Below are 14,651 nucleotides of genomic sequence, written 5' to 3' on the forward strand. Positions count from 1 at the left end.
CCACACACCCGGAAGGTACATCGAAAGATAGTACCAGAACCCGATGAAGGAGAGACCGAACGCAAGGAACGGAGCTCCAAACGCGAAGAGAATTGCGGATGCACCTCTTCCGATAGCTCCCATTGTCACGCCCTCCATTTCGCGATGAGGAAGGTACCAAGGATAATGACGATAGCACCAGATCCCTCGATACCAAACACATAGGTAACGATAACAGCGGCGAGAATTGCGCCCCAGAAGCGCACTTTTCGACTGTGCTTGATCGCGTCGATGAGTGTGGTTTTGAGTGCGGTCATGAGCTTGTGTCTTGATCGTCTTCGGTGTTTTCGCGTGGGTCAGTAAGGAGGTGGTACAGTGCGGATTTGGCGTGGATGTTTTCGATGTAGCCCGCTGCTTCTAGCACTTCTAATCGCTGATGGATGTATTGCCGTGTATAGCCTGTTTCGTCGACCAGATATGATTGCGTTCGATCGCCTTCGTGAAACAGGTCGAGGATTTGCTTGTCAACATCCTTTAGTCGGACCATCGGCTGCAATTCGTAGCGTATCATACGTAAGTGTTGTCTGTCATTGACCTTTTGTAGTTTACGGACAGTAAAATACGAAAAGACACTACTGTCCGTAAACTATTTATTTCTATTTCTAGTTGAGTAGGATGGAATATGGTTCCCTCAAGAAACCACGAACAGAGCGACAGGAACGAGTCAGAAACAGCATCTAGTAACTCTATTTCACAGGCAATTGCAGGGACGGTTGACGCTGGTGTAGTGTTGGTAGACACAGTGGCCGTGCGTGCTGGTCAAGCACTCGGCGTCACGAATGAGACGGTTGCAAAAGCCATTCCGAAGGCATACAGTATCGCGCTTACGTCGGGGCTCGTTGTTGGCCGTGTCGTCGCCCAATCGAGTGGGAGCGTGAACGTCTGTGACCAATCGAAGTTCATTGGACAGGCACTCCCGTTCTTCCTCACCGCTGGCGGAACGTTCCTCGTCGGTGCGTACGCGCTGAGCCAACTCATCGGTGGAGGTGGACAAGCACTCTCGATGTCGAGTGGCAAGCAAGGGACGTTTAAAAGCATGCAGATGGATGGGCACAAGGGCTTCATTAGCGCCCTTGTCGGCCTCTCGTTGCTCGGCATCATGATGGGCTGGATGGCTTTTCCGGTCGATACCAGCTGTCTGCCCGGTGTCTAAGGAGGAATGCATGCACGCCAACACCCGACGAGTGTTGGTTGTCAGTCTTGCTGTGCTCCTCCTCGCACCGATGCTGATTACCCCAGTAGTCGCCGTTGACTCGCACTCGTCACACTCAATGTCTCAAACCACTCCGCCCAACGGGTCTATGTCCAATAATTCGACGACAACGACGCCAGCCAACGGCTCGCATGCACCGGGCAGTGGCTCGTCCGGGAGTGGTGGCTTCGGTGGGTTCATGCCCGACATTCCGGGGCCGAAAGAGACCGCGAAGATCGCAGTCAATTATCTAGCTGGAACGTGGCTTGCCAATCAGCTCACTCACGCGTTCGAGGACTTCATCAACGCGTTCACCGGCTTCATCGTCGGGACACCATACCCGACGAACGATGGCTACCTCGGTATCCTTGGCTATCCAGTGGAGAACCAGAGTCCCAATTGGAACGCTGTCTTCTGGCAGCTCTATGTTCCATACGTCGGCTCAACGTCGATGATACTGCTAGTGTTGAACCACTGGTTTTCCGCGATCAAGGTCACGACGCCTGGCATCGGACAGCATCTTGACGGGAGTGATCTGCTGGTTAAGACAACGGCTGGTGGGATGTTCATCGGCCTCTGGTGGCAGATTGGGACGGCAATTGCCCGGCTGAACAATGCACTTGCGACCACACTCGCCCCGAGTGGGGCAGAGATGGTCACGACGCTGAATGGGCTCATGAAAGTGGCCTCCGGTGCGATTCTCACAGTCGTTTTGACACATGGTGCGGGCGTCTCGGAAGTTGCTGCCTTAGCACTCATGTATGGCACGCGGCACGCACTGCTCATCCTCTATCAGGTGTGCATGCCACTCCTAGTAGTCATGGCACTCACGGCACCGGCTGACTGGATGCGTGGATTCTTCGCGAGACTGGCGTGGCACTACGTCACGCTGCTCATCCTCGTCTTCCCAGCGGCCTTCCTCCTCCGACTTGGACTGATCATTGACTTCGATTTCGGATTCGGTCCGCTTGGGGACGTGCTCGCCGGAATGGGTTTCCTTGGTGGTGCGATCCTGTCGGTCGCGATCCTCGGCTGGACGTCGATCGCAACGCGGCGCTATGCGGGAAAGATGAGCAAAGCGGCCGGGAACAGTCGTCCTACGAAGGAGGGCATGGAGAAATCCTATGAGCGTGCCAAAGAGCGCAAAGAATCTGCCACCAATTGGCTTCACAGTCGACGCCAAAATCTTCGAGCCATTCGGTCAGATGGCGGCACAGACGAATCCTCGCCTTCGCCTGAACCTAAGAAATCACCCATCACACGGCAGGGATCGAAGCCGGAGATGGCTCCCTCGCGTCCAGATGAAAGCATGCGTAAGCGTCGGAACGAAGGCGGATGGCGGTTGTCCGGAAAGAAGGGCTATACCGATGACTGACACCACGTACCGACTTTCAACCACGGAGGACGGGACCTGTCCTTCCACTTGCAGTCAAACAGTGTCGTGTTCGAGCGGCACTGTGCTGCGGTGATTCACTACACACCCAGATTACCCATGTCAGATTCACCCGGAGCAGAAGTCCTCGATCAAATGGCCAGTGGGCGGGACGTCTTCGGCCGGTGGGACATGAACGAACTCGTTCGTGCCATCTATCCGGCACTCGGGATCTTGGTCCTCACACCATTCCTCCCGAAGCGACTCCAAATCGCGGGCATTCTCCTAACACTCACTGCGCTAGCGGGTGCAGGAGTTGTGCTCGCTGTTGAACCGGAATACCTCACAGCAGGCGAGTTCGTGGCCCAACGAACGAAATGGCTCACCCGGCAGTCGGTGAAGCTCCATTCCCGTCACAAACGCCGCTAACCCACAGTATCACCCGCAAACCAACACCTGAAATCCAAACCAATGAGTCAGAACGCCCAACCCCCAAACGAGTATCCGACCGCACAGAAACTCTTCCAAACAGTCCCCCTAGTCCGTCGATTCGTGACGAGTACCAGTGGCCAATCGACCCAAGAGTGGGTGCCCGTGAATCGGCCACTTCCGGGACACAACGCCGTGGAATTGGTAGACCGATCGGTCGTTGCCGCCATCCGCGTCGACCCCGCGAACATGAGTACGAAGACGGCATCGCAGTGGGAAGACCGCATCAAACAGCTAGACGAAGCCCTCTCAACGACCGTCGATTTCGAGATTGAGCAGTACAGTACGCTTCGCTCGCTCGATAAGCAAAGCTATCGCGAGGATTATCACGAAATGGCGGCTGAGCGGCCTGACGAAAAAGATCTCACGGGGATGGATCGCCTGCAACGTCGCCTGCTCGATGAACGAGTGGAAATTATCGACGATGACCACGAGAGTGTGCTTGTTCGCGAGCACTACATCCTCGTGAAGGTCATGCCGGTCGAACTCTCCGAATCGTGGGACGACGCGGCCGGACTCTTCGGGAGTGCGACCAACCTCCCGCTGATCGGCGATCAGATCAAGGCCCGCCGGATGAACAACTACGGCGATGACCTCGAGCAGCTTCGCACTGATCTGACTGCTCGCCTGAACAAGCGCGTCGACAGCGTCATTCAAGCTCTCGGAAGTGTCGATGGGATCACTGGGACGCCCATTTCCCTTGTCGAGTTCACTCGGCTCCTCCGCTCCTACTACCGAGCAGATAACGCTGCGACAATTCCTGATGAGACGATTCGGGCACTAATCCATGATTCGCCGGTTGTGGGCGGGGACGCCGATGTAGACGCAGATTACGAGGTTGATGTACAAGCGAAGGACACCGATCCACTCGCCGAAAACTATCGGTCGTTTTTGGCCCCCGAGTCGATTCGGTATGATGATCAGCGCTATCTCGTCCTGGACGAGGAGACCTACGTCCTTGGGATGTGGGTTGAGAATTGGCCGGAGAACCCTGATATCGGCATGTTTCGTGACGTGCTGAACACACCCAGCGTGCATATTACGCTCTCCACACACGCGCTTGGAGTTTCAAAATCCGACGCCCGCCAACAGTCCCAGAAGAACAAGATCAAACACAAGAGCGACTACGAGAAGAAAGAACAGGAGGGTCACTGGGGAGCCGAATCGGCCTATCGTAAGTGGCAGGCCGCCTCGGATATTGAGGATTCTCTGACCGAATCAGGGTCGGGACTGTTCATGACATCAACCTACGTGAGCCTTCGCGCCAACTCCGAAGAGCAGCTGCTGGATGCGGCGAAGACAATAAAACAGCGATTCAAAGAGCAACCCGCTCGGTGCGAGGTTGTGCCAGCACACTTCCAGCAGGAAGAGATGACCCACTCGGCCGCCCCGCTCGTCTACGATTCGATGAATAAGGCCACACCGATGCTTGGGCGTGCACTGGCAAAGCAGATGCCTTACACGTCGAACAACATCTACGAGCCATCGGGAATCGAGGTTGGCATCCACCACGATCGAGACGAACCCACGATTGTCGATCCATATCTGCGAGGAATGGGCTACAATATGATGGTCTTCGGCAAAATCGGGAGTGGTAAATCCACTACGTCGAAGAAAATTCTCACCCAACTCAAAGAACGGAATCCCGAGATGAACGTTGTGCTCATCGACCCACTCGAAGGGCTTGCAGGTCCGTCGAAGCTTTTCGATGCCGAGCAGATCGTCGTGGGCGGAGAAACAGGCCTCAATCCGCTGGAAATCAAGGAAACACCCGAGGAGAAGCTATCGGTCGTCGGGCGAACCACGCCGTTCAGCGAGGCGATGGAACGCTTCATCAGTTTCGTCGAGACGTTCTACGACCTCGAGGGCCGAGAACTCGAAGCCGAGAAAAAGAACGTCTGGGAGAAAGCCGGACGGCGTGCCTACAACGAGAAGGGAATCACGAAGGACCCGGGCACGCACGGCAACGAATCACCGACACTCCGTGACGTGATTCAGGAGATTGCGCACATTGCTGGAGTAGGTGACAACCCCGAAATTCACCAGATGGGCGATCTCCTCGACGCTGATTTGAGTGAAACGGACGTGCCGCTGCGAACACGCGAAGCGGCCGAGCGGGTTCTCTCAGAGGATATTGAAGCGTTCCGGACGCGCTATCGCCACTTCACGAAGGAGACCGGCTTCGATTTGAACGCCGATGGCGGGAGTTTCTACCTGGATTTGCAACTCAAGGAGGGGAAAGGTGAGACGGGGCTGATGCTTGGATTGCTCCTCACATCGGTTTACGAGATGGCCAAAGAGAGCGACGACCCAACGATGATCCTGATTGACGAAGCGCAGTATCTCACCAAGCACGCGGATAACCTCACGTTCTTGGAGCAGGTTGTCCGTCACTCTCGGCACTACGACCTCTCGTTGCTGTTCAGCACCCAGTCGATCAGCGAGTTCTACGCGAAAGACGACGAGGGGACGAGTGCGCTCAAATCGCAAGCAGAGGTCATCTTCAACAACTCCTCGATGATGTGTTTCCACCACTTGGACGATATGACGCCCGAGTTCGGGAGTGAAATCGGGCTCAACGCCGAGGAAGCAACCTTCGTCAATAGTGCCCTCCCCGGCGACAAAGACCGTGGCTATTCGGAAATGCTGCTTGCTGTAGACGAAGACGGAACGCGAGAGTGCTACCCGCAGCGGGTTGAAATGAGCATGGATGTGAATCCGATCGAGTTCTCGATCGTCGATTATGAGCCGAGTGATCACGGGAATTGGCACGAGTACTTAGAGCGCCAACTTGGCGACCGTTTCGATGATAAGCAGCACTCCAGTGATGAGCTGGACAGTGAGACAGAGGCGCACCGTTCGGTAGTGGCGGCTGACGGTGGTGAGCACCAATGAGCCTCCTATTCCAGGCTGTTGAGATGGTAGTGACCGCGTTTCACACACTCGCGAGTGTTCCACTCATCCAGCCGTTCTCAACGTTCCTCGCCGAGCGGCTGTTCGCGGTCTTCTTCACGAACAGTCTTGTGCCGACGTTCCTGGGCTATTCGGCACCGGAATTCAACGCGCTGCTCGGGGACATCGTTGCGTCGTATCTCGCTATCATCGGTGTACTGATCGGAGCCTCGAAACTCATTCCGGGGGCAGGTCGATGAGCCGCTTCAGTCGGTCAGCCGAGTACAGTGCCGCACAACTCGGTGCAGAGTCTAACAACCAAGCTACTGATGAACTCATTCGCGTTCGCCCGTTCAAAGACGATGGTGGGATAGATACCGCGATCGAGTGGTTCGAATCTGTCCATCCGTCTCACTCGGATCTGAGTGGCAAGCGAAGCGTGCCCCGTGCAGCGGAGATCGTCTACGATGGCCAACAGATCAGCTTCCGCTACCTGCCGTGTAGCGACGATTTCCATTGGTTCCTCACCCGCCTTCGGCACAAGTATCCTGATTCAGACGTTCGGCGGGAAGAGGCCGACCTCATACACATCGATGAGGGGGATTACGTTGCCGGTGGCGAATGGACGCTCCGAAAACACCGATGGTGGCCAATTCGTCGCCGTGACCTCGAAGGGTTCCGCGAAGACGACCCATACGAGACCGTCCTCGGCGATATCGTGGATGATGCGGTGAAAGCCGGTGGTGCGACCGGTCGGGAGCCAGTACGGAGCGTCATCCAAGTCATGTTCCGCCCGACAACACGGAACTGGCAGACGGGACGCCTTCTGACGACGAATCTCACCGAACTCTACTATCATTTGAACGGCGTCTACACGATCCACGACCTCGCCGAGACCAAACGCGAGAAAGAAACAGCCGATGCAACGGAGATCGGAAACGTCCTCGATCGGCGTGCGAAAGAGAAGGCGTTTGATGTGATGATTCGCCACCTCTCGGTCGGTGACGATGAGGAAGCAGTCAAGCACCACGCCGAGGCGGTCGGTGCCTCCTTCGCGAGCTACTACAACTCAAAGACCGAGCAGGCGTTCATCGTCGAGCCGAGTGGTTCGCCGAATACGCTCGCCGAAACGATGGCCCGCCGGGAGTGGTCGGGCGAGAAAATGGTGCTCACGTCACTCGAGATCGCTCCCATTGTGCATCTACCACCCGCGGATATCTCGATTGCCCAGCTCGATCGCCGCCAGACCAAACGCGGCGAAGAGGTACCAGTCGGGTCCCACGAGCACAGCGGGTACATCACGGGGGAGAAAGATGTTTAACCGGCTCTTCGGAAGTGGAGAAGACGATTCAACGGATGAATCACCGGAGAATGAAGCCGAGGAGAGCGCTTCCGTTCCGACGACGATCACAAACGAACCGTACGGGTTCACGCAAACAGGCACGGTGTATGCGGCGGACGGCATGACCGAAACGATCACTGAAACCGAAGAGCAGGGACCGGTGGCAGGCCCAGAGATCCGCGAACTGCTCGAACGTGCCCGTGATCACCCGGATATGCCACTGTGGCTTGGGTACAACGACAGCGCCCAGCAGGGCTTTGATCCGGCCCCTGTCGAATTCAACCAGCTCTTCCAGCATCTCTGGGTTGTCGGCACCACTGGTGCGGGGAAGACGACTGAGATGCTGAACTGGATGGTGCAGCTCGCCTGGGCAGGCTACGGGTTCATTTACTTCGACCCCAAGGCCGAGGACAGCAAAGAGCTTCTCCAGAAACTCCCTGAGTACCGGCATGACGACGTGATCTGGATCGAGCCGGGTGACGACGACCACGATCGAAGTATCGGGATCAACTTTCTCGAAGTGCCGGACTGTGAGAGCGAGATGGAGCTTGAACAGCACGTCACAGACCGCATACAGGTGCTCAAGGCCGTTCTGTCGGGCGACGACTACTGGGGCCCACGGATGAACGCCATTGTTGAGTCGATGGCACGGGCGATGATGCAGGCGAATCACGAGATCGAGGACCGAGACGAGCAGTACTGTGTGCTCGATATGTATTTCGTCCTCCTGAACGCCCAACGGCGAGAAGATTTTGCCGACGAGATTGACGATCCGTGGGTTGGCGAGTTCGTCTCCGAAATCGCCGAGATGGATGACGATGCTGTGCGACCCGTGATTACCCGGCTGAAACCGTGGGTCGAGAGTCCTGTCACTCGTCGCATCGCGGGCTGTCGTGCGAGTACGATCGACTTTCGGGATATCCTCGATGATGAGAAGATCGTCATCGTTCGCACGGCGGTTTCCGACGATGATATCAAGCAACTCGTGACGCTGGGTACGCTCCGCCCGCTGTGGAATGCGATTCAAAACCGCTCGATCGAAGGTGCGGAGAAAACGCCGTTCTTCGCGATCCTCGACGAGGCCGACCGCGTCCTTCACAAGAACCTCGACGTCGACGACATGCTAGCACGTGCTCGCTCGATGCGCCTCTCAGTGACGCTGGCGTGTCAGTACCCGACGCAACTCAAAGAGTCGGGTGTACTCAAGCCAGTCAAGAACAACTGCAACACAGGTGTGTTCTTTCGCGTACTGGACGACGAGGACGCCCGGCCACTTACACGGCGGTTGAGTGACTGTGATATTGAGGATTTCACCGAACTCGAGAACCATCGAATCTGGTCTCGGATTCCGTTAGACGGCGGTACTCGTTTCTCTGGTGCGCTCAAGCTCAAGACATTCGCGCCGTATCCGAACATTCGCGACGAAAACGAAGCGGAGGAGATTATCACTGAAAGTCTGGAGCGGTTCGCAGTCCCGCCGCTCACGGACGACGAGATGATGCGCCAGCTCAAGTTTGGCGGGATGAACGAGAGTGTCACGCCGGAGAAAGCGAGCGCCAAGACACTCGATACGGCTAACGACAACCGGTCGCGTGACGCGGCACTGAAAGCCATCTACGATGAAAGTATTCGGCAGGGGCAACCAGGTGAGTTCATGCCGATTGAGGCGTGTCTCGATCGGCTCACCGACTATCTACCTGCACGGGGTGGCGTTGAAACCGCCGAACGTGCGTGGCGACACGTACTCAAAGACATCCCAGAGGCCTATCTTGAGTACCGCGAAGAAAGCGGCCAAAGCCAAGTGAAGGTCCGTTCTCGAAGCTTCATGAACGTCGGCGATAGCGAGAATGATGGCGGGGCGGAACACTGGGCACCGATGGCCGATGCCTATGTCCCGATGACACAGCTCGGCTTCATCTTCGAGATCCCTGATCAGACGGGTGATGCAATGCCGGACGGTCTCGCACGGGTTGACGAGATGCTTGCAATCGACGACACTGATGATCCCGAAGCGATCACCGCCAAAGTGACCACCTATCGGGATAATCACGCTCTCCTGAATCGTCTTGCGGGAGCGAAAGACGCCTATATCGAGAGTGAACACACGACTGGCAGCACGCAACCGTCACAGACGGTGAAAAATCTCGCCCAAGCTCACAACGCCGGACATCGGTGTCTGTTCTTCGCCCGGGAAGACGTCGCCGAAAATGTGTATGAGACGGTCGCACACGACCCGTTTTGTTGTCGGAGCAATCACCCGGTGGTCGACGAGCGGCGATTCTATACCGGCACCCAGATGCTCACGATCGACGGAGAGACGATGACCCGGCCTGGAAGTCGAGAGAACGTCTGGATACATGACGAGCATGCTGACGAATACGTGCTGCGCGACAGTGAGGGCACCATTCATGCGCGCTTCGAGACAGCAGCCGACATCTTCACCGACGCAAGTGCCTACCCGAGTGGTGGCGAGCGGAATATCAAGCCGCCGGTGATCCCCGAGTACGAAATGGATGGCGACCTCGACGCGGTGGAATGGGATGTGATCGTGGTGCCGCCGGAGACGCAAACACCGATGGATATCCGACTGTATGAAGGCGAGACCAGACGCCGCTGACCGATCTAGTGAACGTGCATCGATGGTCTACTGAATCGAATGGTGCAAGTACCGATGAATCAGTCACAGACGGTGAGAGAGACGAGCATGAGATGGACAACGAAGACGGCGTGGACACCGAGCGAAAGGAAGGTACAGCACCGACTACCGAGAACGTGAGCAGTGAACGCGATACGACCAGGGACGAGGAGGAGAATACCGAGTCGGACAGTGGATTTGGGGTATTACGATAGCTTTGTGTCGGCCTCTGCGAGGATCTGTTGTACTTGCTTTTGCGTTTCGTCGTCTTGTGCTCCGGAGATGACTTCGAGGATGTCGATGATAACTTGCCGCCGCTGGCGGGTTTCCGCTTCGAGGTCTTTGATACGATTTTCAAGCGCTGTTACCCGTGTGGCAGTCTGTGCGGTTTCTGGTGGTGAGAGCACGTCGTCATGCTCTTCGATGAATGCCACTCCGTCGTCGGTGAGCTGCCACACGCGAGCACGTGAGCCACCTTGCCCAGTGTATGTGCGATCCGGCTGTTGCTCAATGAGATTCCAGCGGGTGAGCAGCTTCAGATGATGGTCGATACTTCCGGTGGGAACGTCGGCCCGCTGTCGAAGTGTTGACGTATTCAATGTGGCCTCGTCGGCCCGGTTGAGTGTGACGAGCATTTTCCGGCGTTGGTCACCTAGCTTGTCTCGCATTTCTTCAGGGGTTGGTGTGGAGGTGTCAGAGTTCATAGTATGGCTACACCCAGCACTATTGAGGTAGTACACCTTCAATATTAGGGCACTATACAGCTGTATCAAGAACTCCCGATAGCTGTGCATGAAGCGGTAAACAACACCAAAAAATAACGGCAAGGGGGCACCCCCTCAATTCTATCAGAAACTGGAAAGGAGTGTGCGCGACACAACGCGGGGGCTGACACCCCCGAATACAGAGTAAACAGACCCACGACGAAAGTAGGCAAATCCAGGACAGCGAGAGCCAGTGGGCACCCCCAATCTATCACAAAACAGATGATGCAAGTACAGACGAAACGAGAGCACCCCAATAGACTTCCAGCAGAGGTATCTGGGGTAATGCGACAGAGCAGCCAGCTGGGGGGCAATAGCACCCGGACAGTCTGCCAGAACGAAGCGTCGACGACGAGGACACGAAGAATGGGACAGTCCACACTGCAGGACAGCCGAGAAAGAAGAACAACGAGAGGGTGGACAGTCAGGCCGAGCCGGACAAAGGAGAACAACAGAGTGACGAAAGGGACAGTCCAGCAGCGCGACCAGCGGGTACATAGAGAACAACGTGGTCCGACAGGACCAGCGATACAGCACTGGCGGCAAGCCGCCATGAGTAGCACCAAGCAGTGTACCGCACAGCAAGAAACCGTACAGCGGGGAGACTGCAACAGCATAGCGACAGCAGAAGTGAAATGACGACCAACACAAGTGAGTATGGCGTGACATCCCTGGAATAGCAATAGACGAGAAAAGTGGACAGTCTATACTGCCAAGACATAATGAGAAACCCGCGAGCGACTATGTGGGGTGCCAGTATCCGCACTGGAATGGGGTGCCGACGAGCGACACGCAGTCAACCAGTCTTGGTACACTAGCTGGGGTGCCAGTAGCACGTACCCATGGAATACCCATGTGACGGCAAAGGTGGGGTGCCACATGGGCGCCATACTGGGGTGCCAATATGAGAGTGGCCGTCTTCCGCAGAACGCACGAGGAGGCGGCAGTGAACAGCACTGCCAGACTGTCCACAGGAAGTCAAGGCACCGTGCCTGGGAGGGAAGAGTACAGTACGTTGGACTGTCCAAGCTGAGCAGCACGGGAGAGATGAGCCGGCTAGAGCCCGGTGGACTGTCCTCTGCGTACTAACAGGAGAGTGTTAGGTGTAGTGATAGTGGGACTGTCGAGTGAGCGCTATTACAACGGAACTCTGGTGTATCACCAGCGGGACTGTCAGGGGCAGGGTTGACTGTTTATCCAGTGAAAAGCAGATGAAAACCGCTGTGTTTCAGTTGGGAGGGCACCCGTGTGTTTCTGCCGACCGACTGTCCAGTGGTCACGAGGAGCGGTTATTCGCTCGGCGTCGAGCGTTCGTCACTAGCACTGGTAGTGGTCGATGTGTTGTTGAGCTATGGCTTGAGCTCGTTCATGGTGCATCTACAGTCGGCGTCTATTGACTGTAGCAACAAGAACTCGAATTACACATAGATTTATCCATAACTAAAGTAATTACTCTACATGGAAGTATTTGAAGATCAACGTCACAAAGAACAGACCGCCGGATTCATCGGTTTACTGGTTGCAGGCTTGTTTCTCTGGCGAACACTCTCTGCATACGCGATGCAATGGCAAGGGTTGTTTCGCATGCCGTCGGGACTTTGGTTTGTCATTACGACCACGACCTGCCTTGCGCTCTTGATCTGGTCCGTCGGGCATCTTACTGGTGACTATCGGCACAACCAGCTCTACTCCCGCCTGATCGGCATTCTCTCCAGTCTCGCCGTCGGAAGTATCCTCGTCTTCATCGGCTATATTTTCGCGCAATAGCTAGCACTGCCGTCTCTAGCAGAGATTTTCGGATTGCTTCACGGGTGTGCAGTCAGATTGGCTGTGCCGGTCATCATTCGCCACCCCCAACGTTGAACTTTTGGCTGGATATAGACGCTATCAATAGCAATAGATTTGTTTAATGTTGTTTTCGTTATTGATATGGTTTCCCGCAAAACTCGTCTGCGATATATCCCATACGGGCTGATTGTTATCGGTCTCGTTGCTGTGTGGTATGGTTATTTTGAACGCCTCACTGTGCTTCTAGTCGGTGCGACAGCCATTCTCGGAGGAGGATATACTATTGCTCGTGGATACTCTGCAACTAGTCTTGTGCTGATGTTTGGGGGACTGGCCCTCAGCGGTGTGCTTGGATTTGTCTACACACTTTTGAGTGACGGAGTCACGATCTCGGCTATCGCATTTCTCTTACTCGGCATTGCAGCAGGCATTCGAGCCAGGCAATATTGGCAGGTTCGTCCATGGAAGCCAGAAGATAGTGGTTGGTAGATTCATTACTCCTGCTCACTGTTTTACAACCGGTCGTGTCTGACCAATAGGAATACAGCAAACACATTTGTCAGCAGTGACGGTTGTATGTGTCTGCACTGTCTCGAGGATGATCTACGCATTGTATCGAACAGGGTTAATAGAGATCAGCGCAATCAAAGGGAATGATATAGACTGCCAACGGACGCTGCCTTTTCACTAGTATCACGGAAAAGAGCATAAAGCATCACAATCATTCGACATCCCCAATGTTGAACTAAACAGAGCAACCATCTCCAGTATGCAGCGATCCCTCCCTCTTTTCGGACTTGTCCTGATTATCATCCTCGCAGGCTGTCTCGGTGGGCTTGGATTCGGTGGTAGTAGTAACGCCACAACAACGACGAGAATAGAAACACAGACGACCTCGATCGCTAGCACGACAATAGCCTCGGCGGAACCAACTATTGCGACAACGACAACCGCAGAACCCCAGTCGGAGGCACGGACGCAGACGACGTATCTACGGCAACCAACGACCGCGAATATTGATACTCCAGAGAATAGCGAGCGCTTCCAAGCACGTGTAACCAAAGTCGTCGATCCAACAACACTCAAGATCAAACACGATGGGAAGAACCGCACTGTTGATTTGATCGGTGTGAGCGTCCCTGAGAGCAGTTCCATCCATAAGAAGGCAGTTCGCTATACGAAGTCGCAATTGGATCATCAGGTGGTGACAGTCGTCTCTGATCCACAGGTGGAAACAGACGACGGCCACATGCAAGCGTACGTCTACATCGGGAATTTTATGTTCAACACGGATTTGGTTCGTATCGGTTATGCTCGTGTGCCAGACATACAGTTCAGCAAACGCCAGGAATTCATGCGCAAACAACAGCTGGCCAAACAACGCAACTATGGCCGCTGGAACACGACCGCGACAGCAGCTTAATCACCCTCAGTCGACGAACATTTTGTATTGAACATTTATTGCTGGGAGGTTCACTAAGCAGGTGTAGGGACACCTGATCTCGAGTGATTAGGTGAGAAACGCCGTTGCTACCGACAGAGCACCAACTATGGTCGCCGAACTGTTACTGACTTCGCAGATGAGCCAGTTTGCTTGACTCTGACCGTTGTCGGCAGTTGCTCTTTCATTGTCACCACTAATCGATAGGCATCAGCACTCTCATCACCAGTACAACTCCCACTAAACCAGGATGATGTATCGGTACTCCCAACTTTCACAGTGAGTGTCTGGGATGTTTCGGAGTATGAAACATCCTTGAGATCTGCCTTGTTGCACGTACTTGACCCAACAAAGAGTGCTCCACGAACGATCACCTGCTTCGACTCCGGTTTGAAAGAGACAATTGGTTGTTCGGTTGGCCCAGGGAAGTTGGTGGTCCTATCAAAGCTTGATTCATAGATGGTGAATTCATAATCCGCAATGGAGTCAAATCCCTCAGCAGTACCTCCGATATTGAGACAGCCACTACCGAGTGCGAGGGCAGTCACAGAGAGGAATACACGGCGTTTCATAGCGAGATATCTGTGTAGTCAAGAATAAGCTTCGTGATGAGTGAAATACTCATTTAACACTATTCTCTCACTTGTCGTCGCATCGGCATTCAGAACACCGCCACTCGATGTCGTGTCTGCCAAGG

The 14,651-nt window shown here is 55.0% G+C and carries 15 protein-coding genes; 10 read left to right on the forward strand and 5 right to left on the reverse strand.

Annotation, left to right across the window (positions count from 1 at the left end; genetic code table 11):
* Positions 1 to 125: 125 nt before the first annotated feature.
* Entirely contained in the window at positions 126 to 296 is a 171-nt protein-coding gene (locus BG842_RS29980) for a hypothetical protein (protein WP_175424177.1), read from the reverse strand.
* Positions 293 to 550 carry a winged helix-turn-helix domain-containing protein gene (locus BG842_RS15955; protein ID WP_217493335.1) on the reverse strand — a complete coding sequence of 86 codons (258 nt, stop codon included), beginning with the start codon at positions 548 to 550 and terminating at the stop codon, positions 293 to 295. The genes BG842_RS29980 and BG842_RS15955 overlap by 4 nt, the downstream gene beginning before the upstream one ends.
* A gap of 219 nt (positions 551 to 769) precedes the next feature.
* Here BG842_RS15955 and BG842_RS15960 point away from each other — a divergent pair, with 219 nt between their 5' ends.
* The 3 genes from BG842_RS15960 to BG842_RS15970 all read left to right on the forward strand — a co-directional run bounded on the left by BG842_RS15960 (position 770) and on the right by BG842_RS15970 (position 3,032).
* On the forward strand, positions 770 to 1,192 hold the full coding sequence (locus BG842_RS15960) for a hypothetical protein (RefSeq protein ID WP_139136147.1): 423 nt from the start codon (positions 770 to 772) through the stop codon (positions 1,190 to 1,192).
* Positions 1,193 to 1,430: 238 nt separating this feature from the next.
* On the forward strand, positions 1,431 to 2,606 hold the full coding sequence (locus tag BG842_RS15965) for a hypothetical protein (protein WP_069451520.1): 1,176 nt from the start codon (positions 1,431 to 1,433) through the stop codon (positions 2,604 to 2,606).
* Positions 2,607 to 2,795: 189 nt separating this feature from the next.
* Positions 2,796 to 3,032 carry a hypothetical protein gene (locus BG842_RS15970; RefSeq protein ID WP_139136148.1) on the forward strand — a complete coding sequence of 79 codons (237 nt, stop codon included), beginning with the start codon at positions 2,796 to 2,798 and terminating at the stop codon, positions 3,030 to 3,032.
* Positions 3,033 to 3,341: 309 nt separating this feature from the next.
* Here the strand turns inward: BG842_RS15970 and BG842_RS28980 are convergent, their stop codons facing one another.
* Entirely contained in the window at positions 3,342 to 3,548 is a 207-nt protein-coding gene (locus BG842_RS28980; protein ID WP_139136149.1) for a hypothetical protein, read from the reverse strand.
* Positions 3,549 to 3,665: 117 nt separating this feature from the next.
* Here BG842_RS28980 and BG842_RS15975 point away from each other — a divergent pair, with 117 nt between their 5' ends.
* The 4 genes from BG842_RS15975 to BG842_RS15990 all read left to right on the forward strand — a co-directional run bounded on the left by BG842_RS15975 (position 3,666) and on the right by BG842_RS15990 (position 9,943).
* Complete coding sequence (locus tag BG842_RS15975; protein WP_139136150.1) at positions 3,666 to 5,987, forward strand: VirB4 family type IV secretion system protein; 2,322 nt, start codon at positions 3,666 to 3,668, stop codon at positions 5,985 to 5,987.
* Complete coding sequence (locus BG842_RS15980; protein WP_069451523.1) at positions 5,984 to 6,244, forward strand: hypothetical protein; 261 nt, start codon at positions 5,984 to 5,986, stop codon at positions 6,242 to 6,244. The genes BG842_RS15975 and BG842_RS15980 overlap by 4 nt, the downstream gene beginning before the upstream one ends.
* Positions 6,245 to 6,423: 179 nt before the next feature.
* A complete protein-coding gene (locus BG842_RS29985) occupies positions 6,424 to 7,305 on the forward strand; it encodes a hypothetical protein (protein ID WP_175424178.1) in 882 nt (293 codons plus the stop codon).
* Entirely contained in the window at positions 7,298 to 9,943 is a 2,646-nt protein-coding gene (locus BG842_RS15990; protein ID WP_069451525.1) for a type IV secretory system conjugative DNA transfer family protein, read from the forward strand. The genes BG842_RS29985 and BG842_RS15990 overlap by 8 nt, the downstream gene beginning before the upstream one ends.
* Before the next feature lie 224 nt (positions 9,944 to 10,167).
* Here the strand turns inward: BG842_RS15990 and BG842_RS15995 are convergent, their stop codons facing one another.
* Positions 10,168 to 10,665: a hypothetical protein gene (locus tag BG842_RS15995; RefSeq protein WP_139136151.1), complete on the reverse strand. Its 498-nt coding sequence runs from the start codon at positions 10,663 to 10,665 to the stop codon at positions 10,168 to 10,170.
* Between the two features lie 1,518 nt (positions 10,666 to 12,183).
* On the opposite strand from BG842_RS15995, the gene BG842_RS16000 reads away from it, so the two are divergent.
* From BG842_RS16000 to BG842_RS27775, 3 genes are all read left to right on the forward strand, one after another.
* Positions 12,184 to 12,492, forward strand: coding sequence for a hypothetical protein (locus BG842_RS16000; protein WP_069451527.1), 309 nt, complete (start codon positions 12,184 to 12,186; stop codon positions 12,490 to 12,492).
* Positions 12,493 to 12,654: 162 nt separating this feature from the next.
* Complete coding sequence (locus BG842_RS28985; RefSeq protein ID WP_139136152.1) at positions 12,655 to 13,002, forward strand: hypothetical protein; 348 nt, start codon at positions 12,655 to 12,657, stop codon at positions 13,000 to 13,002.
* Positions 13,003 to 13,282: 280 nt separating this feature from the next.
* Positions 13,283 to 13,936, forward strand: a complete 654-nt coding sequence (locus BG842_RS27775; protein WP_083252577.1) for a thermonuclease family protein — start codon at positions 13,283 to 13,285, stop codon at positions 13,934 to 13,936.
* A gap of 125 nt (positions 13,937 to 14,061) precedes the next feature.
* Here the strand turns inward: BG842_RS27775 and BG842_RS28990 are convergent, their stop codons facing one another.
* Entirely contained in the window at positions 14,062 to 14,526 is a 465-nt protein-coding gene (locus tag BG842_RS28990; protein ID WP_139136084.1) for a hypothetical protein, read from the reverse strand.
* Positions 14,527 to 14,651: the final 125 nt, after the last annotated feature.

It is taken from the genome of Haladaptatus sp. W1 (assembly GCF_001723155.1).
Lineage (GTDB): Archaea > Halobacteriota > Halobacteria > Halobacteriales > Haladaptataceae > Haladaptatus > Haladaptatus paucihalophilus.